Raw genomic sequence first — 22,856 nt, forward strand, 5'->3', positions numbered from 1 at the left:
TGTCTCGGCCACTGGGGACTGATATTAGCCAGCCGCGCGCATTTGCACAACGGGCTGGCCGCAAAAAATCAGAACATGCCGCCGGGCGGGCTGGTCGGCCGGTCGGGCGGCAGGTTGCGCACGATGCAGTCCAGCGCGTCGGCGTTGGGCTGGTTGCCGCCGAATGCGCCCGCGATCGAATCGCGATACTGCGGCACCGTGATCCGGTTGTAGTACAGCCGCGACGTCTGGTCGAGCCAGTACACGTAGTTGCTGTCGCTGTCGTCCGAGCCGCTGCGCAGCCATTCGCCCAGGGGCCGGCTGTTCAGCCGCGTGTTGGCGCAGACGGCCTGGATCTTGTCGAGATAGTTGTTGAGACCCCGCGCCTCGTAGTTGCGGAACGAATCGGGGGCGCAGGCGGTGAGTCCGGCAGCAGCGGTCAGCACGGCAATCGACAACAACGGGCGAAGGCGGGGCATGGCAGGGTCCGTGGCAATGGGCGAGCCGCCAGTGTAGCCGCGCCGCATCGCCGCGGGAACCAGACTTTAGGTCAGTCGTCCAGCGTTTCGTGAACGGCTGCGTTGCCCCGCTTCCAATAGGCCGATGCCCGGATGCGCGTCTTGTGGATGCCGCGCTCGTTCACCAGGTACTGGCGCACTTCGCGCATCGCGGCCGCTTCGCCGGCGGCCCACACGTAACCCTCGCCGGCCGGCAGGCTCAGCCAGCGCAACGTGGGCGTCAGCAGACTGCCCTCGGGCGCCGCTTCGTCGGCCTCGTCACGATGTTCGTCGCGATGGATCCAGTGCACCTCGGCGTGCGGGCCGGTGGCCAGCGGAATGCGGGCCGACTCATCGGCCACCTCGGCCACGACGATCACGCGCGCATCGGGGCCCAGTTCCTCGATGCGGCGGCCAATGGCCGGCAGCGCGGTGTCGTCGCCGATCAGCAGGTGCCAGTCGAAGCCACGCGGAATCACGAACGACCCGCGCGGGCCGCCCACGCCCAGATGCTGGCCCGGCTGCGCCTGCGCGGCCCACGTCGATGCGGGGCCGTCGCCGTGCAGCACGAATTCGATGTCCAGCTCGCGGGCGGCCGTGTCGTAGCGGCGCGGCGTATAGTCGCGCGCCTGCGGGCGCGGCTGGTCCTCGGGAAACTTGATGCCGTCCGGGCCGGCCTGCGGCAGCACGGGCTTGTCGGCACCGGCCTCCGGAAAGAAGACCTTGACGTGGTCGTCGAACGATCCGGAAACGAAATCGGCCAGGTCTTCGCCGCCCAGCGTCACGCGCAGCAGTTGCGGGGACACCTGGCGGGTGCGCAGCACCTTGAGCAGGCGCATCTTCAGCGGATGACGCACGCGTTGCACGGTCAGGTCACGGGTATCGCTCATATTCACTCCGGCTGGCTGGCGCCGCGCTCAATCTCGTCGGCCGCGCGTTCGAGGATGGCGGCAATCCGGCGCTGCTCGTCGGCCGTGGCGCCGCTGCGCATCATCAGGGCCTGCTTCAGGCGTCCGCGTGCCTGCACCAGTTCTGGCACCCAGCCGCCCTCCTCGACATCGCGCTGGGGCTGGCCGCTCATGGCGCGGCGCATGAAATCCATCTTGCGCGCCACGTGCTGCAGGCGCGCCACCATCTGCTCCAGCCGCGCGCGATTCTGGTCCAGGTAGGCGCGGCCCGCCTCGGACAACTGGTAGCGTTTCTTGTTGCCTTCCAGGTCCACCGTGGCATAGCCGACGTCTTCCAGGAAGGTCAGCGCGGGGTACACCACCCCGGGGCTCGGCTTGTAGAAGCCCCCCGTGCGGGTTTCGAGCGCCTTGATCAGCTCGTAGCCGTGCGATGGCTTTTCATCGAGCAGCGAGAGCAGCAGCAACTGCAGGTCCTCGGCGCTGAATTTGCGGCCACGGCGCAGGTTGTCTCCGTCGAAGCCATCGCCATCGCCTTCAAAGCCGCCGCCCTGCGACCAGAAGCCGCCGCCCCGCCCTCCCATCATGCCCATCAACTTCATCGCCATCATGGCGCGCATGCCGCCGTGGTGCTTGCCATGCGGGCCGCCATGGCCCATGTGATCGTGCATCCGATTGAAATGGTGTCGCATTGCTCACTCCGTTATATCGTAAGACGTATCGTAAGATATATATCGTACGATATAAAGTCAAGGCGGATTTGCCGCGTGCCAACGCGGCGGAGTTCCTGTCACAATGCAAGCCACCTGAGCGCACAACAACCACGACGTAGCATCACCATTCCAACGGAGACACGCGATGACCAGGCAGGTGGAATTCTTTTTTGACTTCGGCAGCCCCTATTCGTATCTGGCGTACAAGGAATTGCCACGGGTGGCGGCACGCACCGGCGCCACCATCGTGTGGCGGCCGATGTTGCTCGGCGGCGTGTTCAAGGCCACGGGCAATCACAGCCCGATGGAGATTCCTGCCAAGCGGCAATGGTCGGACGGCGATCTCGACTGCTGGGCCCGGCGATATGGCGTGCCGTTCCGGCTCAATCCGCACTTTCCGATCAATACGCTGGCGCTGATGCGTGGCGCCATCGGCTACCAGCGCAAGGGCGAGGCGGCATTCCACCAGTATGTGGAAGCCATCTTCACGGCAATGTGGGAATCGGGCCGGAACCTGAACGATCCGGTCGAGATCGGCAAGGTGCTGGTGGCGGCGGGGCTGGACCCGCGCGAGGCGCTGGCGATGCTGGACGACCCGGATGTCAAGGCCGATCTCAAGCGCGTGACTGACGAAGCCGTGGCGCGCGGCATCTTTGGCGCGCCGAGCTTTATCGTCGAAGACAAGCTGTACTGGGGCAACGACCGGCTGCTGTTCGTCGAGGAACAGCTGGCCGGCTGATAGGCGGATATCACCCCGGGGCTGGCACGCAAGCCAGCCGGCAAATCAGGCCAGCCGGAACGTGGCCACGGCGGCAGCCAGCTGGTTGGCCTGCGATTCCAGCGAATCGGCGGCTGCGGCCGCCTGCTCCACCAGTGCGGCGTTCTGCTGGTTGACCTGCTCCATCTGCGACACGGCTTCGCTGACCTGCGTGATGCCGCTGGACTGCTCGATCGACGCCGCCGAGATCTCGCTGACGGTATCGGCCAGGCGCTTCACGGCCGCCACGATCTCTTCGATGGTGCTGCCGGCCTGCTCCACCTGCTGGCTGCCGGCGTCCACCTTGTCGACCGACGAATCGATCAGGCCCTTGATTTCCTTGGCCGCATTGGCGCTGCGCTGCGCCAGGCTGCGCACCTCGCCAGCCACCACGGCAAACCCGCGCCCCTGCTCGCCGGCACGCGCCGCTTCCACGGCGGCGTTCAGCGCCAGGATGTTGGTCTGGAACGCGATGCCGTCGATCACGCCAATGATGTCGACGATCTTCTGCGAGCTGGTGTTGATCTCGCTCATCGTATGCACCACGCCGCGCACCACCTCGCCGCCGCGTGCAGCCAGGTCAGCCGCGTTGCGCGCCAGGGCGCTGGCATGCGTGGCGCTTTCGGCATTGTTGCCGACCGTCGATGTCAGCTGCTCCATGCTGGCCGCCGTTTCTTCCAGCGCCGACGACTGCTGCTCGGTACGCGAAGACAGGTCCGTATTGCCGGCGGCAATCTCGCGCGCGCCGGTGGTCACGGCATCGGAGCCCGCGCGCACCTTGGCCACGGTCTGCGTCAGGCCGGCCTGCATGCGCGACACGGCATCGAGCAGCTGGCCGATTTCGTTGCGTCCAGCCTGCGGCACCTTGATGGTCAGGTCACCGTCGGCCACGCGCATGATGAGGTCGCGCGCCAGATACAGCGGCATCACCACCAGGCGGCGCAGCGCCAGGTGCACCACCACGATCAGGCCGGCGGACATGGCCAGGCCCACGCACACCAGCAGGATCACGCGGTTCAGGCGCTGCCGGCCATCGCCGGCCGCCTCGTCGTTCAGCTTTTCTGCGAACTGCTGGAATCGCTCCACGCCGGCCGAATATTTGGCCCCCGACGACGTGATGTCCTTGTCGTTGATGGTCGCGTAGCCGTCGGGATCGCCGTTGCGCAGCGCATCCAGGCCGCGCTGCACTACGTCCATGTGGGCGCGGCCGGCGGCGACGATGTCGTCGCGCGTGGTGGCATCCTGTTCCGGAAAGGCGGCGGCCTTCTCGAACCGTTCGAGTTCGTCCTTCGACCTGGCGATGGACTTGGTGGCGCTGGCCAGCGCGTCGTCGTTGACCTGGCCGCCAGCCTTGGCCGAACTGTATGCGCGCGTCAGCGCCGAGCGCGCGCGCGTCATGTCCTTGTAAGCGTCGTTGAGCAGGATGGCCCGCGACGAAATCAGGTGGATCCGTTCCGCGGCGTCGCTGCTGGCGCTCAACTGGCTGACACCCAGCACGGCGCCAAATACGATCATCAGGCCAAAGATCACGAGCGTGGCCAGCAGGCCGTGGCGAATACTCAAGTTATTCATCGGGGGGGCTCTACACGTATGGATTCAGCCCAGCCTTAACGTCCCACTTGCTTGAACCTTGAGGCCCCCGATACCCAGCATTTGCGTTACATCAAATTCACAAGTCGAGACGTGTCTCATGCGCCACTCCTGGGCGTCATGCATGTCGGCTAGACGTAGGCGATCAGCCGCCCCGCGCAGATCACCAGCATCCATGTCACCAGGGACAGCACGGCGCAGGCGCGGGCCACCGGCGGCGGCGCGCGCAACGTTTCCCATCCACTGTTGCCGGCATGGAGCGCCCGGTAGGGGCCGGCGTGGAACCATGCCGCATTGGCCAGTCCCAGCACGATCAGGCCCAGCTTGACCATGAACGCCCGGTTGCCGATCAGGTCGTCGGCATGGGCCACGAACAACAAGGCGCCGCTCAGCAGGATCACCACGAAGCCGGCCAGGGTGGCCGGCAAGGCGTGCCGCAGCAGCGGCGTCACCGGTAACTGGCGGCCCAGGCCGGCCAGGCGCAAGTCCACCACCACGATGGATCCGAACAGCAGCGCCATGCCGGCCAGGTGCAGCATCTCGCAGGCCGGATAGGCCCATGCCGACGCCCGCAGCCATACCGCGAACGGCGAGGCTGCAAGCTGGGCGGCCAGGCCGCCGAGATCCGCCATCGGTCAGCGCAGTTCCACGGTCTGGCCGCCGTCGAATGTGATGCGCTCCACGCGCATTTCATCGGCCTTTTCCTTGCTGGCGTAGCCGACCATCGTCACCTGCTTGCCCACCGCCACCTTCTCTGCGGTGGCGCCGCGTGATTCCATGCGCGACACCGGCGCCAGCACGGCCAGCCAGCGTCTGCCCTGCACGTCCACGCGGATCGTGGCGTGGGGGTTCTCATAGTGCGTCTCCACGATCTTGCCGGTCACCGTGAGCGGCTTGGTTTCGTCGTAGGTGGACCATCCATGATGGGCAATCGCTGGCAGGCTGGCCAGCGCCGTCGCGGCGGCCAGGCAAAGCACGGGGCGGGAAACAGCGATGCGCGGGAAGATCATGGCGAGACTCCTTTGCCCTGGGGCGGAAGTTTGGCTGAGGCAAATGGCGAGAACACCCCCCCATCGTAGATGACCGACGGCCGAGCGCAAGGCGGAGCATCCCGCACGCCGTGGTACGCTGTGGGTCGCCCTTTTTCACCCCGCTGCAGCGTCTCTTCCATCGCCATGTCCATCGCCTTCGATCTGCCACCGGCCGCGCGGCCGGGCCAGTCCGCCGACACCATCGACACCCCTTCCCTGGTCCTGGACCTGGATCGCTTTGCGACCAACGTCGACCGCATGCAGGCCGCCGCCGACCGGCGCGGCATCAAGCTGCGGCCCCACGCCAAGGCGCACAAGTGCCCCGATATCTCGCTGGCGCAGATCGCCCGCGGTGCGGTGGGCATCTGCTGCCAGAAGGTCAGCGAGGCGATTCCGTTCGTGCGCGCCGGCGTGCGCGACATCCACATCAGCAATGAAGTGGCCGGGCCTGCCAAGGCGGCGCTGCTGGCCGAGCTGGCACGACATGCCACGCTGAGCGTCTGCGTGGACGACATCGCGCAGGTCGATGCCCTGGCCGCCGCCACCGAAGCCGCCGGCAGCAGGCTGGGGGTCTTTGTCGAGGTCAATGTCGGGCAGGGGCGTTGCGGCGTCACCGACCCGGCCGCGATGCTGACCCTGGTGGAACGCATTGCGCGCCATGGCCAGTTGACGATGCGCGGGCTGCAGGCCTATCACGGTGGCATCCAGCATCTGCGCGGCTGGAACGAACGGCGCGATGGCGCCGCGCGTGCGGCCGATCGTACCGGCACTTTCATTGCGCGACTCGAAGCCGCCGGCGTACGCTGCGACGTGGTGACGGGCGGCGGCAGCGGCAGCGTCGAGTTCGACCTGGGCAGCGGCGTCTTTACCGAAATCCAGCCGGGCTCCTATGTCTTCATGGATGCCGACTACGGCGCCAACGACTATGCGGGCGCGCTGCGCTTCGAGCACAGCCTGTTTATCGCCACGTCGGTCATGAGCGTGGCGGCCGGCGATCGGGCGGTGGTGGACGCAGGGCTGAAGTCGATGGCCGTCGACTCCGGGCTGCCGTGGATCTGGACCAATGGCAAGCAGTCGGCCACGCTGGACTACGTGGCCGCCAACGACGAGCACGGCATCGTGATGCCGAAACATGAAGACCTGGTGGGCAAGCTGCCCGCGCTGGGCAGCCGGATGATGCTGGTGCCCGGCCATTGCGATCCCACGCTGAACCTCTACGACGAGATCGTGGGCATCCGGGCGGGCGTGGTGGAAAGTGTCTGGCCGGTATCGGCACGCGGGCTGAGCCGCTAGGCCCCGGCCACCGAAGATCAGGCGGACTGGGCCACCAGTTCGTCGAGGTCGGCCGGCGCCCACGCGGCGCCGGTCCATCTTTCGAATCGCAGATCGTCCAGCGGCACATCGGTCAGCGTGCCGATCCAGTCGGTGGGCGCCGCGCCGCAGCGCAGGCCGCTGGCGACCATCGTCATGGCCTCGGGCACGTCGATATCGGCTACGCGCGTGACCGTGGGCCATGGCAGCAAACGCATGTCGTGCGCAGGCAGGCCAAAGCGGTAGAGACCAAACCGTGTGTGCAAGGCGGCACGCGACAGCGTTTGCCTGGCCTGACTCAATCCGTCGTCGCGCGTCGCGGACGGATCCCATTGCTGGTTGCGCGAGAACCACAGAATTCCGTCACCGGATCGGGGGGCCGACCCATGTGCGGCAGCAGGCATGAGCCGGCCCGAACGCGCAATGGCGACCAGCGGGGTACCTACCGTGTAATGCCAGACGTAACCGGTTTCGTTTTCCATATGCAGCTCCTGCGAACGCCCTTTCCGCCTACCACTTTGGTGGCGACATGCCCCGTTTACAAGCAAGGTCACGGCGTGTTGCAACCGCAACAAAAATCGAGCAAGAGGTCTCGGATCTCGCGTCACTTCCCTGCAGGCGAGAACTGGCGCGGCTTCCCGAAATTTCGCAAGTGTCACTGCTTTGGTGCACCTGTTCGTGGTTTGAGGGAAACGTCTAAAACCATAGCACAGGGCGTGGTGCATCGCAGCAGAAATTGCGCCCTGAAAGCTTGCCGAAAGCGTTCGCTACGGCACCTTCGTCCAGATTGCCCATGTCCGCAATGTCTGTACATGGACCGTAAAAATCACGAATAGCGGTATCGGAAATCTTGTCCTGGATGTCACCCGGGTGACCTGCCCGCTGCTTACGCTGCGGACCGCATCGCGCGTCACGCGCTGCAACTTGCCACTCCCCGCACCCGACACAGACCATGACCGAAGCCATTCGAACCCTTGCCCGGCGGCACCCGCTGGGCATGCTGGCCGCCCTGCTGCTCTGCACGGCCCTGACCGCCTGCGGCGGTGACAACGACAGTACGCCCGCGTCGAACACCCCGGCCAGCCCGGGAGCCAGCACGCCCGACGCCAAGCCGCAAATGAAATGCGCGCCCTGATTGCCGCGCCAGACCCCTACGCCAATCCACTGACCGCGCATCCGATCTTCTCCGGGCAATCCGACATGACTTCCAGCAGCCGACGAAATTTTCTCAAGATGGCCGGTGGCAGCGCCGCCGCCACCGCCGCCCTTTCCGCCTTCCCGCCAGCCATCCGGCGCGCGCTGGCCATTCCGGCCAACAACGCCACCAAATCCATTCGCGACGTGCAGTACGTGGTGGTGCTGATGCAGGAAAACCGTTCGTTCGACAACTACTTCGGCACCATGAACGGCGTGCGGGGGTTCGGCGACCGCTTCACGATCCCGCTGCCGGGCGGCCGCAACGTGTTCCAGCAGACCTATGCCAGCGGCAACAAGAACCGCATCGTGCTGCCCTACCACCTGGACCAGACCGCCGGCAATGCCCAGCGCGTGAGCGGCACGCCGCATAGCCAGCCCGATGCCCAGGCCGCGTATGACCTGGGCCGCATGAGCGCCTGGCCCACATCGAAGCAGACCCAGTCGATGGGTTACTACACCGAGCAGGAACTGAAGTTCCAGTTCGCGCTGGCCAATGCGTTCACGCTGTGCGACGCGTACCACTGCAGCTTCCACGGCGGCACCAACACCAACCGCCTGTTTCACTGGACCGGCACCAACGACCCGTTCGGCACCCATGGCGGCCCGGTCATCGACAACAGCGGCGATTCGCTCGACGCCACCGGCATCAACTACACGTGGACGACATACCCCGAGCGCCTGCAGGCGGCCGGCGTGAGCTGGAAGGTCTACCAGAACATGCCGGACAACTTCACCGACAACCCGCTGGCCGGCTTCCAGCAGTACCGTGCCGCCAACGCCGCGCGCGGCAATGCCGCGAATGGCTCGCCGTATCCGCCCTACACGCCGGCGGACGACGCCACCAACCCGCTGTTCAAGGGCATCGGCAACACCATGCCCGACGGCGGCTTCCTGCAGGCGCTGCGCGACGACATCGCGGCCGGCACGCTGCCGCAGGTATCGTGGATCGTGGCCCCGGCCACCTATTCGGAACACCCTGGGCCTTCCAGCCCGGTGCAGGGCGCGTGGTACACCCAGCAGGTGCTCGATGCGCTGACCGCCAATCCCGATGTGTGGAGCCGCACGGTCCTGCTGATCAACTTCGATGAAAACGACGGCTTCTTCGACCACGTGCCGCCGCCATGCGCCCCGGCGCTCACGGCCACGGGCGAACCGATCGGCTACACGTCGGCGGCGCTGGACCCGAAGACCGAGTACTACAGCGTCGACAAGACCCCATTCGGCCCCGGCCCGCGCGTGCCGATGTATGTGGTATCGCCGTGGAGCCGCGGCGGCTGGGTCAATTCGCAGGTATTCGACCATACGTCGGTGCTGCGCTTCCTGGAGCAGCGGTTCGGCGTGGCCGAAACCAATATCAGCGCGTACCGGCGCGCCATCATGGGCGACCTGACGTCGGCGTTCGACTTCGTCAACCCGAACGCCAACGTGACGCTGGGCATCACGCCCCTGACGCAGTCCGGCGCGGACGCCGAGCGCGCCGCCCAGGATGCCAAGGCCCAGATTCCCGCGCCCGCCGTGACCGCCCAGCAGATGCCCACGCAGAAGCGCGGCACGCGCCCGTCGCGCGCCCTGCCCTACACGCTGCATACCAGCGGGCTGGAAGACCCGGTTACCAACACGTTCTCGCTGCTGTTCAAGAATGACGGCAAGCAGGCGGCCGTGTTCCACGTCTACGACCGTCTGCACCTGAGCGATGTGCCGCGCCGCATTGCCCTCGACGCCGGCGATGCCTATAAGGCCGACATCAACGTCAGCGCCGATGGCGGCCGCTACAACTTCTGGGTGCTGGGCCCGAACGGCTACCACCGCGCCTTCGTGGGCGATGTCAGCGCGCAGAAGGCCGCCGGCGGCGGTGCGGCGCCCGAGATCCGCGTCTGCTATGACGAGGCCAATGCCGAAGTCTGGCTCACGCTGATCAACCGGGGCACCGCCGCCTGTACGTTCACGGTCAGGCCGAACGCCTATCGCAACGATGGCCCGACCACGTTCGAGCTGCCGCCGGGCAAGGCGTTGGACCAGCACTGGCCGGTCGGACCGCAGGGCAACTGGTACGACTTCACGGTGACCACCCAGCAAGGCGGATTCAGCCGCCGCTTTGCCGGGCGGCTCGAGAACGGTACGCACACCACGTCCGATCCGGCCATGGGCGTTTGAAGTTACCGGCCCAGGCTCAGGTCCATGATCATCCGCGCCTCCAGGTACAGGCGGCGCGGAATGGCGTCGATCAGGATGTATTCGTCGGCATTGGTGTGATAGCCCATGCCGGGCAGGCCCATGCCCTCCAGCACGGGCTTGCCCGACAGCGCGGCGTAGGCGGCATCGCTGCCGCCGCCGGTGCGCGCGGTGGCAATGCCGATGCTGCCGCCCACCTCCTGGTAGATCGCCTGCCCTTTCGCGGCCAGCGCCTGGCCGGCGGCCGAGGCATTGAACGCCGGGCGCCCCTTCTTCATGTCGATGGTGATCTCGGCGGCCGGCAGGCGCTTGCGCCGGGCGCGCTCGTCGAGCATGGCGACGATGGCGTCATAGTCGTCGTTGCGGCCGTAGCGCATGTCGGCCGTCAGCGTGGCCGAGGCGGGAATCGCGTTCGACGCCGACCCCGCCGACGCCAGCGTCCAGTTGAAGCGGATCTCGCGCGCCTTGTCGTCGATGTCCTGCGTGCGCAGGATCAGGTCCGCCGCCTCGGTCAGCGCGTTGACGCCCAGTTCGGGCGCGACGCCGGCATGCGAAGCCACGCCCTTGATGGTGACTTCGGCATGGGCAATGCCCGAGGTGGCCAGACCAAAGCTCTCGGCCGTGGCGAAGGCCGGCTCGTGCGACAGGACATAGTCGTGCGATGCCGCCAGGCGCTCGATCAGCGCGCGCGATCCGAACGAGCCGGTTTCCTCGTCGGTATTGAACAGCACGGTCAGCGTGCCGTAGTCGCGGAAACCACGCGCATCGAGCAGCCCCAGCGCGTGCAGGATCACGGCGATCCCGCTCTTGTCGTCGGCGATGCCGGGCCCGTAGGCATGGTTGCCGTCGATCCGGAATGGCGCTTTGGCCAGGAATCCGCGCGGATAGACAGTATCCATATGCGCCATCAGCAGGATCTTCGCCGTGCCGGTGCCCTGGAACACGCCGACGATGTTGTCGCCGACCACGCCGGCCTCGGCCGGATAGCGGGTCACGGTGGCGCCCAGATCGGCCAGCCGCGTGGCCAGGTAGTCGCCCATCGCCTTCATGCCGGCCGCGTCCCCGGGGCCGGTTTCGATATTGACCAGCGCCTCCAGCGTGGCCAGCACCGGGGCCTGCTGCGCTCTTGCGGCCGCATCGAGCGCGCTGTCGTAGGTTGGCGGTGCAGCGGCACTGTCCGAACAGCCGTAAGACACCATCATTGCGCCAGCAATGGCCGCCGCGCCAAGCAATCTCTTGAACATCGTGTTGACTCCTGAATGAAACAACCCCCTCGGCGTCGGCGCTGTCTGGTGATCTCTGGATGGTCATTCGCGCCGTGAGGCGGCATTATTGCCAGCCGCCGCCCCATGGCGATTGACCGGGCGCATGGATTCGTCACGCTGTCATATTTCCGCCTTATAGTCGCCGGCTATCGCTATTTGCCCCGGGAGTTCCATGCTTGGCGACCTGCTGATGACCTTCTACGAGGTGGCGCGACAGGGCAGCATCACCACGGCCGCACGTCAGCTGCGCGTGAGCCAGCCCACGGTCACCGGGCGCATCCGGCAGCTCGAGGAGCTGTACGGCGTGGAGCTGTTCCACCGCCGCGCCAGCCGCGTGGACCTCAGTGACGTTGGCGTGGCGCTGATGCCGGTGGCCGAGCAGATCATGCAGCAGGAGAGCAATGCCGACTTCCTGCTGCGCAATGCCGGCAACCTGAGATTCGGCAACCTGCGGATCGGCGCCACCGGGCCCTACTACATCCTGCGCAGCGTGGCCGCCTTCCGGCAACGCTACCCGGCTATCGAAATCAGCATCGAGATCGGCAATTCCAGGCAGATGATCGGGGCGCTGTACGAGTACCGCATCGACGCCGCCGTGTCGTCGCACGCGCTGGACGACGACCGTCTGCATCGGGTCACGCTGGCGGCCGACCCCATGGTGCTGGTGGTGCATCCCGTGCATCCGCTGGCGCGCCGGCCGCGGGTGGAAGTGCCCGAGCTGTCCGCCTGCCATCTGCTGGTGCGCGAACAGGGGTCGATGACGCGCGAGGCCACCGAGGCGTCGCTGCGCGCAGCCGGCGCAGGCATGCCGCCCCATACGGTGATCGGCAGCCGCGAGGCCATCTGCGAGGCGATTCGCCACAATCTCGGCGCCAGCGTGATGCCGGCGGGCGAAGTGCCGCGCGATCCGGCGCTGGTGGTCGTGCCTTTCGCCAGCGCGGCGCCGGTCATCCACGAATACCTGTACTGCCTGAACGGCCGCCGTCACACCCGCCTGGTGGGCGCGCTGCTCGATTGCCTGGTGGCCCCCGCCAGCGCGGCCGCGCCGCATTGCGAGACGCCGCCGCCAGCGCCTATATTGAACTGACCCTTCCTCCCGAGCCCCCGCCCCCGATGACCGGTCCGGTCCCATCCAGTTTCCCGGAGTACGACCAACTGCTGACGCTGCTGGAACTGGGCGCACCGTGGTTCGACACGCGCACCGCATGCCATGTCGACGTGCTCGGCCGCACCTTCGCCGTGCCGGTGGCCAGCCTGGGCACGCACGCGCCCGATGCGCCGGCCATCGGCATCTTCGGCGGCATCCATGGCCTGGAACGCATTGGCACGCAGCTGGTGCTGGACTACATGCGCTCGCTGCTGTGCCGGCTGAGCTGGGACGACCTGCTGCACCGGCAACTGGAAAGCGTGCGGCTGGTGTTCATGCCGATCGTCAATCCCGGTGGCATGTATAGCGCCACGCGCGCCAATCCCAATGGCGTGGACCTGATGCGCAACGCGCCACAGAATGCCGACGCCCGGGTGCCCTTCCTGGCAGGCGGACAGCGCATCGGCAGCTGGCTGCCCTGGTATCGGGGCCGCGCGGGCTCGCCGATGGAAGCCGAAAGCATGGCGCTGCTGCGCGTGGTGGAATCCGAACTGCTGCCCCGTCCGCTAAGCTTTGCCGTGGACTGCCATTCCGGCTACGGCTGGCGTGACAGCATCTGGTTTCCGTATGCGCGCACGCATGCCCCGATGCCGCACCTGCCCGAGATGTACCTGCTCAAGACCATGTTCGAACAGGCTCACCCACACCATGGCTATGCCTTCGAGCCGCAGAGCCACCAGTACCTGCTGCATGGCGATCTCTGGGACTACGCCTACGATCGCACGCCGCCGGCATGCCTGTTCCTGCCCATGACGCTGGAGCTCGGGTCCTGGCTCTGGATCAAGAAGAATCCGCGCCAGCTCTTTTCACGGGCCGGCATCTTCAATCCGATCAAGGCACACCGCACCGCACGCGTGCTGCGGCGCCATGTGAGCCTGTTCGATTTCCTCGGGCGGGTCGCGGTGGCGCCAGACCGCTGGCTGCCACAGGGCACGCACCGCCAGCAGTTGCTGGAGCAGGCCCGCGTGCACTGGCAGAACGGCAAGCCCGCGCCATGAGCGGATGGATCTTCCTGCGCGGCCTGACGCGCGAGTCGCGGCACTGGGGCGACCTGCCCGCGCGCTGGTCTGCCCACGGGCTGCCCGCGCCGCTGATGCTCGACCTGCCCGGCAACGGCCGCGCACGCCACCTGCCGATCCCCGGCCATGTGCGCGGCATGACCCATGCCGTAAGGGCTGCCGCCCAGGCCACGGGCCGCAGCGGCCCATGGCACATCCTGGCGATGTCGCTGGGCGCCATGGTGGCCACCGACTGGGCACAAGGCTGGCCCGCCGAGGTCAGTGGCCTGGTGCTGGTCAACACGAGCATGCGTCCATTCAGCCATCCCGCCGAACGGCTGCGGCCGCGCAACTGGCCGGCCCTGCTGGGCATGGCCCGCCACTGGCATGACCGCGCACGCTGCGAGCGCGTCATCCATCGGCTGACCTGCGAACGGCTCGATAGCCGTGACGCCGACCTGGCGCACTGGGTGGAAATCGGCCAGAGCGCCCCGGTGTCGCGCGAGGCGGCCTGGCTGCAGTTGCTGGCCGCGGCGCGCTTCCGTGCGCAAGGCACGGCGCCGGCCTGCCCGACGCTGGTGGTGTCATCCGATGCAGACCGGCTGGTCAACCCCCGCTGCTCTGCGCGGCTGGCGGCAGCCTGGGGCGTACCGCACGCACGACACCCCTGGGCCGGACACGATCTGCCCCACGACGATCCGCAATGGCTGTGCGAAACGGCTGGCGCGTCGATGCACCGGCCCTGAGCCTGCCGCCGCCCCCCGTCGAATCCGACACCTGAAAGCCCCTTTCACATTGCGAAATCTGGACCCCGCCTGCCCCGGCGTCGCGGTTTCGTGCTGAGAAAACGCGTTTCACATTCCGATATTTGCCTTCTATCCCGTTGAAATATAAGGAAAAACAAAGTCTTATGTCTTATATAAGAGTTGGTTGCTGCGCAGCAAAACCGCCATACAATGACTTCCACGCTGCTCGGCTTCGAGACCCCCGGCGGCACCCGCAACCCTTACTCGAACACGCTCACTTCTCAGGAAATCGACATGGCCCAGTATCAAGACGACATCAAGGCAATTGCAGCGCTGAAGGAAAGCCACGGCAGCGCGTGGGACGCCATCAACCCCGAGTATGCCGCCCGCATGCGCGCCCAGAACCGGTTCAAGACGGGCCTGGACATCGCGCGATACACCGCAAAGATCATGCGTGCCGACATGGCCGCGTACGACGCCGACCCGGCCAAGTACACGCAGTCGCTGGGTTGCTGGCACGGCTTCATCGGCCAGCAGAAGATGATTTCCATCAAGAAGCACTTCAAGAGCACCGAGCGCCGCTACCTGTACCTGTCGGGCTGGATGGTTGCCGCGCTGCGCTCGGAATTCGGCCCGCTGCCGGACCAGTCGATGCACGAGAAGACTTCGGTCAGCGCGCTGATCCGCGAGCTGTACACGTTCCTGCGCCAGGCCGACGCCCGTGAACTGGGCGGCCTGTTCCGCGAACTCGATGCCGCCACCGGCGCCGCCAAGGCTGCCATCCAGGAAAAGATCGACAACCACGTGACCCACGTGGTGCCCATCATCGCCGACATCGACGCCGGTTTCGGCAACGCAGAAGCCACGTATCTGCTGGCCAAGCAGTTCATCGAGGCGGGCGCCTGCTGCATCCAGATCGAAAACCAGGTGTCCGATGAAAAGCAGTGCGGCCACCAGGACGGCAAGGTCACCGTGCCGCACGAGGACTTCCTGGCCAAGGTTCGCGCCATCCGCTACGCCTTCCTGGAACTGGGCGTGGACGACGGCATCATCGTCACCCGTACCGACTCGCTGGGCGCCGGCCTGACCAAGCAGATCGCCGTGACCCATACGCCGGGCGACCTGGGCGACCAGTACAACTCGTTCCTCGATTGCGAGGAAATCTCGGCCGACGCGCTGGGCAACGGCGACGTGGTGATCAAGCAGAACGGCAAGCTGATGCGCCCCAAGCGCCTGCCCAGCAACCTGTTCCAGTTCCGCGCCGGCACGGGCGAAGCGCGCTGCGTGCTGGACAGCATCACGTCGCTGCAGAACGGCGCCGACCTGCTGTGGATCGAAACCGAAAAGCCGCATATCGAGCAGATCGCCGGCATGGTCCGCGAGATCCGCAAGGTCATCCCGAACGCCAAGCTGGTGTACAACAACAGCCCGTCGTTCAACTGGACGCTGAACTTCCGCCAGCAGGCTTACGACGCGATGAAGGCTGCGGGCAAGGACGTGTCGGCCTACGAGCGCGGCCAGCTGATGAGCGCCGAGTACGACGATTCCGAACTGGCCAAGCTTGCCGACGAGAAGATCCGCACGTTCCAGGCCGATGCATCGCGTGAAGCCGGCATCTTCCACCACCTGATCACGCTGCCGACCTACCACACCGCCGCGCTGTCGACCGACAACCTGGCCAAGGAATACTTCGGCGACCAAGGCATGCTGGGCTACGTGGCCGGCGTGCAGCGCAAGGAAATCCGCCAGGGTATTGCCTGCGTCAAGCACCAGAACATGTCGGGCTCGGACATCGGCGACGATCACAAGGAGTACTTCAGCGGCGAAGCCGCCCTGAAGGCGGCCGGCAAGGACAACACCATGAACCAGTTCTGATCGTCTGGTGCCATGGCCAAAACGCCAACCCATCACGGGTTGGCGTTTTTTCTTTGCGCCGTAGCGATGCGTTATCCGAAAGGGGCGGATGCGCCCTTCATTCGCTGTGTTCAGGCCGCAATCCGCCATCGGTATCCGGTACATTAGCCGTCGGGCACCCACACGGAGACAACCATGACACGCGTTCGCGTTGAAGGCTTCACCATCTCGCTCGACGGTTACGGCGCAGGCCCGGATCAGGACATCGACAATCCGCTCGGCCTGGGCGGCACGGATCTGCACCAGTGGCTGATTCCCACGCGCACGTTCCAGCAAACCCTGTTCGGCAAGGACGGCGGCACCACCGGTATTGACGATGATTTCGCGGCCCGCGGCTTCCAGAATGTCGGCGCCTGGATTCTCGGGCGAAACATGTTCGGGCCCATTCGCGGCGACTGGCCGGACACAAGCTGGAAAGGCTGGTGGGGAGACAATCCGCCGTATCACGTTCCAGCCTTTGTCCTGACCCACCACCCGCGCCCCGCCATCGAAATGGAAGGCGGCACGACATTCCATTTCGTCACAGGCGGCATTCAGGAGGCGCTCGACCGCGCACGCGAGGCCGCTGCCGGCAAGGACGTGCGGATCGGCGGCGGCGCGGACACGATCCGGCAATATCTCCGGCAGGGTCTCATTGACGAACTGCACATTGCCATCGCGCCGGTCCTGCTTGGCCGGGGCGAACCACTGTTCGAAGGGATCGACCTGCGGACGCTTGGATACGAATGCGTGAAATACGTGGCGACGGAAAAAGCCATGCATACCGTCCTGCGCCGCCAGGGCACAGCCACCAAGTGAGGGCCTGCCGCACGGGCGATGGCCCTGCCAATCGCTAGCCATCGCCGTTTGTCCATTTTGTGCCACAGATTGTTGTCGTCCGATCAACATACTGAAGGCTTTCGCGACCCTACTGCCATTCGCCTGCGCTACCTAGAATCCGTCGCAACGATGGTTGCACAAGCCGTGCGACGGTCGAGGAGGATGTCCGCCCACTGAAGCGGATAGCGCCTGCCGCCCCGTGCGGCTTACTCACTCAATGGACAGGACGAATGAAAATGAGCGAAACAATCCGCAACGTGCAGCCGGTGACGGCCAACCTTGGCAAGGATGGTGCTGGCGAACTCGTGCCTTCGCGCTATGCGGTGCGCGTGGGTGATGTCGATGTGGTGCTGATCAGCGACGGCATTCTGCCGCTGCCGACGTCCACCATGTCCACCAATGTGAGCGAGGCGGACCGCAACGAATGGTTTGATGGCCGCTTCCTGCAACGCGACATGTTCGACTGGGCGCTGAATATCGCGCTGGTTCGCAGTGGCGACCGTCTGATCCTGATCGACTCGGGTGTGGGCGATGGCTTCGAGTACTTCACGCGCGCCGGACGGTCGGTCATGCGCCTGGAAACGGCCGGTATCGACCTGGCTGCGATCACCGACATTGTGATCACGCACATGCATATGGATCACGTCGGCGGCCTGAACGTCGATGGCGTCAAGGCCAAGCTGCGCCCGGACGTGCGCATTCACGTGGCCGCCGCCGAAGTCGCGTTCTGGAAGAACCCCGACTTCAGCAAGACCGTGATGCCCGAAACGGTGCCTCCCGCGCTGCGCAAGGCCGCCGCCAGGTTCGTGGAGCTGTACAGCGAGCACATCGTGCAGTTCGACCAGACCGCTCACGTTGCGCCGGGCGTATCGGCGCGCGTGACGGGCGGGCACACGCCGGGGCACTGCGTGGTGGACGTCGCATCGAATGGCGAAACACTGACGTTCGTGGGCGACGCGATTTTCGAAGTGGGCTTCGATCACCCGGAATGGCAAAACGGCTTCGAGCACGAGCCTGAAGTGGCGGCGGACGTCCGCATCGCGCTGCTCAACGAGGCCGCCGAAACGGGCGCCATGCTGGCCGCCGCGCATATCGCCTTCCCGTCCATCGGCCATATCGCGAAGAACGGCGACGGCTTCCGGTTCGTGCCGGTGCAGTGGGATTACTGATGGATACCGGTGCCCGCCCTGCCGGCCCCGGCTGCAGGGCGGTGTCGCCGGGCCATAAAAAAACCGCCCGATGGCATGGTGCCATCGGGCGGTTTTCCATTCGGCAGTCCGTTGCAGGCGCTTACAACGATCCGCAGGTCACCTGGGCGTCGAGCAAGGCCTTGGCCCGCTGGTTGCACAGGGCGCCCAGCAGTGTCTCGGCCGCGGCATCCAGCCGTTCGTGGGTGCCAAACAGACGCGCTGCGATCAGGCCGCTTTGCAGCGAACCATAGATCACCTGGGCGAGCATCGCGGGGGGCACCGGATACGGCGTCTCGCGCTCGCGCTGGCCGCGCTCCAGCAGCTTGGTCAGCCACCCTTCGTTGATGTGATAGAACTCCTTGAGCACATGGTGCACCGACTCGGGCAGGCTCAGGATTTCGGTCGAAAGCATGCCGGCCAGGCAGATCTGCCCCGAGCCGCAGGTCTGGCGCAGCGGGTCCAGATACTGACGCGCCTGTTCCAGCACCGGCAGGCTCGAATCGATGCCGGCCAGCCGCTCGGAAATGCGCCGGCTGTACTCCTTCACCGCTTCCAGGACCAGATCGTCCTTCGACGGGAAATAGTAGTGGATGCTGGAGGTCTTGACCCCCACCAGTTCGGCCAGGTCGCGATAGCTGAATCCATTGAAACCGCGGCTGCGGATCAGGACCAGCGTATGTTCGAGCAGTTGCTCGCGGACAGGTTGCGTTTTCATGGCTGGTACTTTATCTACACGAAGATAGATACTCAACCGGGATTTTCCCGGAGTCAACCGCCAGGCGGTTCAGGCCAGTGCCTGCACCACCACTGTGATGGCTGCACCACTGACGGCGCAGAGCGCCAGCCATCCGCCCAGCAACAGGGCGTCGTGTCGGATCGCTTCCATGGTAGTTCGCCTGCAAAAATGCAGACGGACACCCTTGTGGAGTGCCGTCTGCGTTGGGGTCATCGCCAGATCATGGCGAGATTCGGGGTCTTGGCCTGGATCAAGCCAGGGCGCCGTCGGTGTACACGTCGGCCGAGCGGCCACCGTCGAAGTACGGGTTGCGCGGGCCATTGCCGCGGGCGCCGTCAAGGTACGGATCCACCTTGCGGGCCGGGCTGGCGGAAACGCCCTTCGTGTCCAGGCCGGCGACGAAGCGCGCACCGTCCAGGTACGGATCGGCCGTACGGGCACCGTCGGTAAAGCCATCGCGGTTCGTGATGCGCGCGCCGTCGGTATAGACATCACGCTTGCCGATGCCGGCCACCAGGCCATCGCGGTTCGTTACGCGGGCGCCGTCGGTAAAGGCGTCGCGGTTGCCGATGCGGGCGCCGTCGGTGAAGGCGCTGCGTTGGTCATTCACACGATACGTATAACCGTAGGCTTCGCCGCTCGGTTGTGCGGCCTGGGCGGCGCCCGTCACGAAAGCAGCTGCGAGGGTGGCGGCGGTCAGGATGGTCTTGGCGTTCATGGTGCTCTCCTTGCTATGCCGGCGATCCGGTTCGTTGGTCGATCGCGCGGCAATGGGTCTGTGCTGCAATTTCGGCGGCCTTCTTTCTGGTCCTCACTGCATCCGCTATCTACTGCTAGATAGAGGATCAGGGCTTAAAAAAAACCGCCTCCGGTTACTGAAACTGCCTGGTGTTGCCTGGACCGTTTCGCGTTGCCTTGCCGTTTTGATCTTTTCGGTTCGGCGTCGCGCTGTCCATGGCCTGAATACTATCTACCTGTAGATAGATAAGCAAGAAGAAATTCGGCCTCGGGGCTAAAAAGATTTCTATCGGTGTGATCGAAGACGTTTATTTAGCAGATATGTCGTTGATTTTTAATGACTTGTTCAAGAAACACCCGGCGACGGCCGGCCGACACCCGCTTCCCATTGGCATCACAAGTGCTACGGTTATCCCACCTGCCCGCCTTTTCTCATCGTCACATGCCGCCCGTCCCCACCGCGCAATCTGCCCCGCTCGCCTACCGGCGCTGGTTTGCGGGCGCCCTTGGCCTGGCCGGCCTGGCCGTGATGGCCGGCGTTGGCCGCCTGCTGCTGTACCGTGCCATCGAGCGCGATGCGTTCGGGCCCGGCCAGGTCCGCACGCTGCAGCCCGATGACCTGGGCGTGGCGTCGCGGCAATTCACATTCAAGAGTGGCGATCGGGCGCTGCGTGCGTCCTGGGTGGCTGCCGCCAACCCGGCCGCCCCGGCACTGGCCGTCTTCCATGGCGACGAGGAATGCCTGGCCGACTGGGCGCCCGTGCAGGCGTTGCTGCACGGGGCGGGCATCAGTTCGTTCGTGTTCGATTACAGCGGATACGGCGCCAGCACCGGCACGCCAAGCGTGAGCCACCTGCGGGAAGATGCGCTGGCCGCCTTCGCGCAGTTCCGCGCGACCGCCCCGCTGGCGGCGCGGCACTATGTCATGGGATATTCGCTGGGCAGCGGCGTGCTGCTCGATGTACTGGACGGTCTACGACCATTGCCCGACGGGCTGGTGATCGGTGCGGGCTTCTCCTCGGCCCGGGCGGCGGCCGTGGCCACCGGGCTGGTCCCGGGCTGGCTGGCCTGGGCGCTGCCGAACCCGTGGAACAACATCGCCCGGCTGCGGGCGTCGAAACTGCCCGTGATGCTGATTCACAGCCGGCGCGACGAGACCATCCCGTTCCGCCAGGCCGAGCACCTGGCCCGCGCGGCGCATGGCCCGAGCCGGCTGGTGGTCTTCGAAGACCTGCCACACAACGCCGCCATCGAAACGCCGTTCATGAAGACGTTCTGGGCGCCCGTCATCGCATGGCTGCAGGGCGGCCGGCTGCAGGACGATTGAGCCGTTACAGCTTGAACTCGCCCACCACCTTCTGCAGTTCCTGGGCCTGATCGGCCAGTGCCGCCGAGGCGGCCGCGGCCTGCTCCACCAGCGCGGCGTTCTGCTGCGTCACGTCATCCATCTGCGTGACGGCCACATTCACCTGCTCGATCCCTTCGCTCTGATGCTCCGACGCCACGGCGATCTCGCTCAGGATCTGGGTCACGCGCCGCACGGCCTGGACGATCTCCTCCATGGTCTGCCCGGCCTGGCCCACCAGCGCCGAGCCGCTTTCCACCTGGCGCGCCGAATCGCTGATCAGCACGTTGATTTCCTTGGCCGCCGCCGCGCTACGCTGCGCCAGCGTGCGCACCTCGCCCGCCACCACGGCGAAGCCACGTCCCTGCTCGCCGGCGCGCGCCGCTTCCACCGCCGCGTTCAGTGCCAGGATGTTGGTCTGGAATGCAATGCCCTCGATCACGGCAATAATGTCGGTCACTTTGCGCGAACTGACGCTGATGGCGTCCATCGTCTGCACCACGTCGCTGACGATGGAACCGCCGCGTTCGGCAATGCCCGACGCCGACGCCGCCAGCCCGTTGGCCGTGCGCGCGCGTTCGGTGTTCTGCTTCACCATGGCGGTCAGTTCGCCCATGCTCGACGCGGTTTCCTGCAGCGTGGCGGCCTGCTCCTCGGTGCGCTGCGACAGATCCGTATTGCCCACCGCGATCTGTTGCGAGGCCGACGAGATCGAATCGCTGGCACCCTTGATGCGCGTGACCAAGTCGGTGAGCATGTCCTCCATCTCGCCCAGGCCGCCCAGCAGCCGGCCGAAGTCGCCGCCGCGCTCGGTCTCGAAATCCTTGCTCAGGTCGCCCGCCGCCACGGTTTCGGCGATGAATTCGGCCTCCCTGAGCGGTTCCTCGATGGCCCGGGCCAGCCGGAACCAGCAAATCACGCTGAAGACCGGCACGGCAATGGCCAGCGTCCACAGCCAGCTGCGCGTGCTGCCATCGGCCACCTGGCCCAGCGCCAGCACCAGCATGGCTGCCACCAGCAGCACGATTACCCCAAATGCCGCACCCAACCGGGTGCGCATACTCAAGTTGTCCCAGGCCATGATCGGTTCCGCTCCTCGATATTTGCCCCAAGTTGCCCGGGGCTATCGATGGACTAACGGCTGGCCTGCGGCAAAACTTTAGGCCCGGATCTGCAGCGAACCGGCGGTCTGGAGATCGGCGCCCCAGGCTTGCGCAAGTTGCCGGCAGCGCCCCAGCGGCAGCGCCTGCCGCTCGACATCGACCACCACCACGTGGTCGGCCCAGGCAGGACGCGCCGGCGATTCCGTGCTGCGCCCATCGGTCAGCAGCCACAGCCAGCGTTGCTGGGCGGGCCGGCGCCGGGCCTGCCACGCCAGCAACTGGTCGGCGCGCGCCGTCCCCAGCGACAGTGGCGTGCCGCCGCCGCCCGCAATGGGCCGGATCCAGTCGTCATTCCACGGCCGGGCACGTGCCGGCGCCAGGCGCACTTCGGCGTGCTGCCCCGCAAAGCAGACCAGCGCGACATCGGCGCGCGCCTGATAGGCCCGCTCCACCAGCCGCGCCAGCACGCCCTTGGCCAGGGCCAGCGGCTCGCCGTGGGCCATCGAGCCGGAACAGTCGAGCACGAAACAATGCAGCACCCCGGCGCGCGCATCGGCACGCCGGAAGCGCAGGTGCGCGGCATCCAGCATCGCGCGGCGCTTGGCGGCCAGCGTGCGTGGCCAGTGAATACGTGCCCCGGACGTGCCGCCGTGCACGGTCTGCCGTGGGGATGACGGACGGATGGGTTGCCACCGATGGCCGC

23 protein-coding genes are annotated in these 22,856 nt (G+C 66.2%); 11 read left to right on the forward strand and 12 right to left on the reverse strand.

The features are described 5' to 3' along the window. Nucleotides 1-68: 68 nt before the first annotated feature. From D9X30_RS29340 to D9X30_RS29350, 3 genes are all read right to left on the reverse strand, one after another. Nucleotides 69-458: a hypothetical protein gene (locus tag D9X30_RS29340; protein ID WP_153949327.1), complete on the reverse strand. Its 390-nt coding sequence runs from the start codon at nt 456-458 to the stop codon at nt 69-71. Between the two features lie 71 nt (nt 459-529). Continuing rightward, entirely contained in the window at nt 530-1,366 is an 837-nt protein-coding gene (locus D9X30_RS29345) for a siderophore-interacting protein (RefSeq protein ID WP_153949326.1), read from the reverse strand. Between the two features lie 2 nt (nt 1,367-1,368). After that, complete coding sequence (locus D9X30_RS29350; RefSeq protein ID WP_502799701.1) at nt 1,369-2,073, reverse strand: PadR family transcriptional regulator; 705 nt, start codon at nt 2,071-2,073, stop codon at nt 1,369-1,371. Nucleotides 2,074-2,239: 166 nt separating this feature from the next. Between D9X30_RS29350 and D9X30_RS29355 the strand changes: the two genes are divergently transcribed. After that, complete coding sequence (locus tag D9X30_RS29355; RefSeq protein ID WP_153949325.1) at nt 2,240-2,833, forward strand: 2-hydroxychromene-2-carboxylate isomerase; 594 nt, start codon at nt 2,240-2,242, stop codon at nt 2,831-2,833. A 45-nt stretch (nt 2,834-2,878) separates the two neighbouring features. Here the strand turns inward: D9X30_RS29355 and D9X30_RS29360 are convergent, their stop codons facing one another. From D9X30_RS29360 to D9X30_RS29370, 3 genes are all read right to left on the reverse strand, one after another. Then, a complete protein-coding gene (locus tag D9X30_RS29360; RefSeq protein ID WP_153949324.1) occupies nt 2,879-4,423 on the reverse strand; it encodes a methyl-accepting chemotaxis protein in 1,545 nt (514 codons plus the stop codon). Between the two features lie 149 nt (nt 4,424-4,572). Then, the gene (locus tag D9X30_RS29365) at nt 4,573-5,073 is read right to left on the reverse strand and encodes a DUF6644 family protein (RefSeq protein ID WP_153949323.1); all 501 of its coding nucleotides are present in this window, start codon (nt 5,071-5,073) and stop codon (nt 4,573-4,575) included. A 3-nt stretch (nt 5,074-5,076) separates the two neighbouring features. Continuing rightward, nucleotides 5,077-5,451 carry a DUF6152 family protein gene (locus D9X30_RS29370; protein ID WP_153949322.1) on the reverse strand — a complete coding sequence of 125 codons (375 nt, stop codon included), beginning with the start codon at nt 5,449-5,451 and terminating at the stop codon, nt 5,077-5,079. A 165-nt stretch (nt 5,452-5,616) separates the two neighbouring features. Here D9X30_RS29370 and D9X30_RS29375 point away from each other — a divergent pair, with 165 nt between their 5' ends. Then, nucleotides 5,617-6,765, forward strand: a complete 1,149-nt coding sequence (locus D9X30_RS29375; protein WP_153949321.1) for a DSD1 family PLP-dependent enzyme — start codon at nt 5,617-5,619, stop codon at nt 6,763-6,765. Nucleotides 6,766-6,782: 17 nt separating this feature from the next. On the opposite strand, the gene D9X30_RS29380 is transcribed toward D9X30_RS29375, so the two are convergent. After that, nucleotides 6,783-7,265, reverse strand: coding sequence for a hypothetical protein (locus D9X30_RS29380; protein ID WP_153949320.1), 483 nt, complete (start codon nt 7,263-7,265; stop codon nt 6,783-6,785). Between the two features lie 470 nt (nt 7,266-7,735). Between D9X30_RS29380 and D9X30_RS29385 the strand changes: the two genes are divergently transcribed. Continuing rightward, complete coding sequence (locus D9X30_RS29385) at nt 7,736-7,918, forward strand: hypothetical protein (protein WP_153949319.1); 183 nt, start codon at nt 7,736-7,738, stop codon at nt 7,916-7,918. 65 nt (nt 7,919-7,983) lie between these two features. Next, on the forward strand, nt 7,984-10,134 hold the full coding sequence (locus D9X30_RS29390) for a phosphocholine-specific phospholipase C (protein WP_153949361.1): 2,151 nt from the start codon (nt 7,984-7,986) through the stop codon (nt 10,132-10,134). 2 nt (nt 10,135-10,136) lie between these two features. Here the strand turns inward: D9X30_RS29390 and D9X30_RS29395 are convergent, their stop codons facing one another. Then, entirely contained in the window at nt 10,137-11,396 is a 1,260-nt protein-coding gene (locus D9X30_RS29395; RefSeq protein WP_153949318.1) for a glutamate carboxypeptidase, read from the reverse strand. 193 nt (nt 11,397-11,589) lie between these two features. Between D9X30_RS29395 and D9X30_RS29400 the strand changes: the two genes are divergently transcribed. The 6 genes from D9X30_RS29400 (at nt 11,590) to D9X30_RS29425 (ending at nt 18,210) form a co-directional block, all read left to right on the forward strand. Then, a complete protein-coding gene (locus D9X30_RS29400; protein ID WP_153949317.1) occupies nt 11,590-12,504 on the forward strand; it encodes a LysR substrate-binding domain-containing protein in 915 nt (304 codons plus the stop codon). Nucleotides 12,505-12,530: 26 nt separating this feature from the next. Next, nucleotides 12,531-13,562, forward strand: coding sequence for a M14 family zinc carboxypeptidase (locus D9X30_RS29405; RefSeq protein WP_153949316.1), 1,032 nt, complete (start codon nt 12,531-12,533; stop codon nt 13,560-13,562). After that, entirely contained in the window at nt 13,559-14,308 is a 750-nt protein-coding gene (locus tag D9X30_RS29410; protein ID WP_153949315.1) for an alpha/beta fold hydrolase, read from the forward strand. The genes D9X30_RS29405 and D9X30_RS29410 overlap by 4 nt, the downstream gene beginning before the upstream one ends. A gap of 294 nt (nt 14,309-14,602) precedes the next feature. Further along, on the forward strand, nt 14,603-16,183 hold the full coding sequence (locus D9X30_RS29415; RefSeq protein ID WP_153949360.1) for an isocitrate lyase: 1,581 nt from the start codon (nt 14,603-14,605) through the stop codon (nt 16,181-16,183). A 174-nt stretch (nt 16,184-16,357) separates the two neighbouring features. Next, complete coding sequence (locus D9X30_RS29420; protein WP_153949314.1) at nt 16,358-17,020, forward strand: dihydrofolate reductase family protein; 663 nt, start codon at nt 16,358-16,360, stop codon at nt 17,018-17,020. Nucleotides 17,021-17,277: 257 nt separating this feature from the next. Then, a complete protein-coding gene (locus D9X30_RS29425; protein WP_153949313.1) occupies nt 17,278-18,210 on the forward strand; it encodes an MBL fold metallo-hydrolase in 933 nt (310 codons plus the stop codon). A 121-nt stretch (nt 18,211-18,331) separates the two neighbouring features. Here the strand turns inward: D9X30_RS29425 and D9X30_RS29430 are convergent, their stop codons facing one another. Both D9X30_RS29430 and D9X30_RS29435 read right to left on the reverse strand, forming a co-directional pair. After that, the gene (locus D9X30_RS29430; RefSeq protein ID WP_153949312.1) at nt 18,332-18,946 is read right to left on the reverse strand and encodes a TetR/AcrR family transcriptional regulator; all 615 of its coding nucleotides are present in this window, start codon (nt 18,944-18,946) and stop codon (nt 18,332-18,334) included. A gap of 271 nt (nt 18,947-19,217) precedes the next feature. Further along, on the reverse strand, nt 19,218-19,685 hold the full coding sequence (locus tag D9X30_RS29435; RefSeq protein WP_153949311.1) for a copper resistance protein CopQ: 468 nt from the start codon (nt 19,683-19,685) through the stop codon (nt 19,218-19,220). A 462-nt stretch (nt 19,686-20,147) separates the two neighbouring features. Between D9X30_RS29435 and D9X30_RS29440 the strand changes: the two genes are divergently transcribed. Further along, a complete protein-coding gene (locus tag D9X30_RS29440) occupies nt 20,148-21,032 on the forward strand; it encodes an alpha/beta hydrolase (RefSeq protein WP_153949310.1) in 885 nt (294 codons plus the stop codon). A gap of 4 nt (nt 21,033-21,036) precedes the next feature. Here the strand turns inward: D9X30_RS29440 and D9X30_RS29445 are convergent, their stop codons facing one another. Both D9X30_RS29445 and D9X30_RS29450 read right to left on the reverse strand, forming a co-directional pair. Then, the gene (locus D9X30_RS29445) at nt 21,037-22,110 is read right to left on the reverse strand and encodes a methyl-accepting chemotaxis protein (RefSeq protein WP_153949359.1); all 1,074 of its coding nucleotides are present in this window, start codon (nt 22,108-22,110) and stop codon (nt 21,037-21,039) included. A 99-nt stretch (nt 22,111-22,209) separates the two neighbouring features. Further along, the gene (locus tag D9X30_RS29450) at nt 22,210-22,809 is read right to left on the reverse strand and encodes a vWA domain-containing protein (RefSeq protein ID WP_502799702.1); all 600 of its coding nucleotides are present in this window, start codon (nt 22,807-22,809) and stop codon (nt 22,210-22,212) included. Between the last annotated feature and the right edge of the window lie 47 nt (nt 22,810-22,856).

Source organism: Cupriavidus sp. U2 (assembly GCF_009663685.2).
Taxonomy (GTDB): Bacteria; Pseudomonadota; Gammaproteobacteria; order Burkholderiales; family Burkholderiaceae; genus Cupriavidus; species Cupriavidus necator_C.

Coding starts and splice junctions, on each gene's coding strand:
- D9X30_RS29340 (WP_153949327.1), bottom strand. CDS start 458: ATGCCCCGCCTTCGCCCGTTGTTGTCGATTGCCGTGCTGACCGCTGCT.
- D9X30_RS29345 (WP_153949326.1), bottom strand. CDS start 1,366: ATGAGCGATACCCGTGACCTGACCGTGCAACGCGTGCGTCATCCGCTG.
- D9X30_RS29350 (WP_502799701.1), bottom strand. CDS start 2,073: ATGCGACACCATTTCAATCGGATGCACGATCACATGGGCCATGGCGGC.
- D9X30_RS29355 (WP_153949325.1), top strand. CDS start 2,240: ATGACCAGGCAGGTGGAATTCTTTTTTGACTTCGGCAGCCCCTATTCG.
- D9X30_RS29360 (WP_153949324.1), bottom strand. CDS start 4,423: ATGAATAACTTGAGTATTCGCCACGGCCTGCTGGCCACGCTCGTGATC.
- D9X30_RS29365 (WP_153949323.1), bottom strand. CDS start 5,073: ATGGCGGATCTCGGCGGCCTGGCCGCCCAGCTTGCAGCCTCGCCGTTC.
- D9X30_RS29370 (WP_153949322.1), bottom strand. CDS start 5,451: ATGATCTTCCCGCGCATCGCTGTTTCCCGCCCCGTGCTTTGCCTGGCC.
- D9X30_RS29375 (WP_153949321.1), top strand. CDS start 5,617: ATGTCCATCGCCTTCGATCTGCCACCGGCCGCGCGGCCGGGCCAGTCC.
- D9X30_RS29380 (WP_153949320.1), bottom strand. CDS start 7,265: ATGGAAAACGAAACCGGTTACGTCTGGCATTACACGGTAGGTACCCCG.
- D9X30_RS29385 (WP_153949319.1), top strand. CDS start 7,736: ATGACCGAAGCCATTCGAACCCTTGCCCGGCGGCACCCGCTGGGCATG.
- D9X30_RS29390 (WP_153949361.1), top strand. CDS start 7,984: ATGACTTCCAGCAGCCGACGAAATTTTCTCAAGATGGCCGGTGGCAGC.
- D9X30_RS29395 (WP_153949318.1), bottom strand. CDS start 11,396: ATGTTCAAGAGATTGCTTGGCGCGGCGGCCATTGCTGGCGCAATGATG.
- D9X30_RS29400 (WP_153949317.1), top strand. CDS start 11,590: ATGCTTGGCGACCTGCTGATGACCTTCTACGAGGTGGCGCGACAGGGC.
- D9X30_RS29405 (WP_153949316.1), top strand. CDS start 12,531: ATGACCGGTCCGGTCCCATCCAGTTTCCCGGAGTACGACCAACTGCTG.
- D9X30_RS29410 (WP_153949315.1), top strand. CDS start 13,559: ATGAGCGGATGGATCTTCCTGCGCGGCCTGACGCGCGAGTCGCGGCAC.
- D9X30_RS29415 (WP_153949360.1), top strand. CDS start 14,603: ATGGCCCAGTATCAAGACGACATCAAGGCAATTGCAGCGCTGAAGGAA.
- D9X30_RS29420 (WP_153949314.1), top strand. CDS start 16,358: ATGACACGCGTTCGCGTTGAAGGCTTCACCATCTCGCTCGACGGTTAC.
- D9X30_RS29425 (WP_153949313.1), top strand. CDS start 17,278: ATGAGCGAAACAATCCGCAACGTGCAGCCGGTGACGGCCAACCTTGGC.
- D9X30_RS29430 (WP_153949312.1), bottom strand. CDS start 18,946: ATGAAAACGCAACCTGTCCGCGAGCAACTGCTCGAACATACGCTGGTC.
- D9X30_RS29435 (WP_153949311.1), bottom strand. CDS start 19,685: ATGAACGCCAAGACCATCCTGACCGCCGCCACCCTCGCAGCTGCTTTC.
- D9X30_RS29440 (WP_153949310.1), top strand. CDS start 20,148: ATGCCGCCCGTCCCCACCGCGCAATCTGCCCCGCTCGCCTACCGGCGC.
- D9X30_RS29445 (WP_153949359.1), bottom strand. CDS start 22,110: ATGCGCACCCGGTTGGGTGCGGCATTTGGGGTAATCGTGCTGCTGGTG.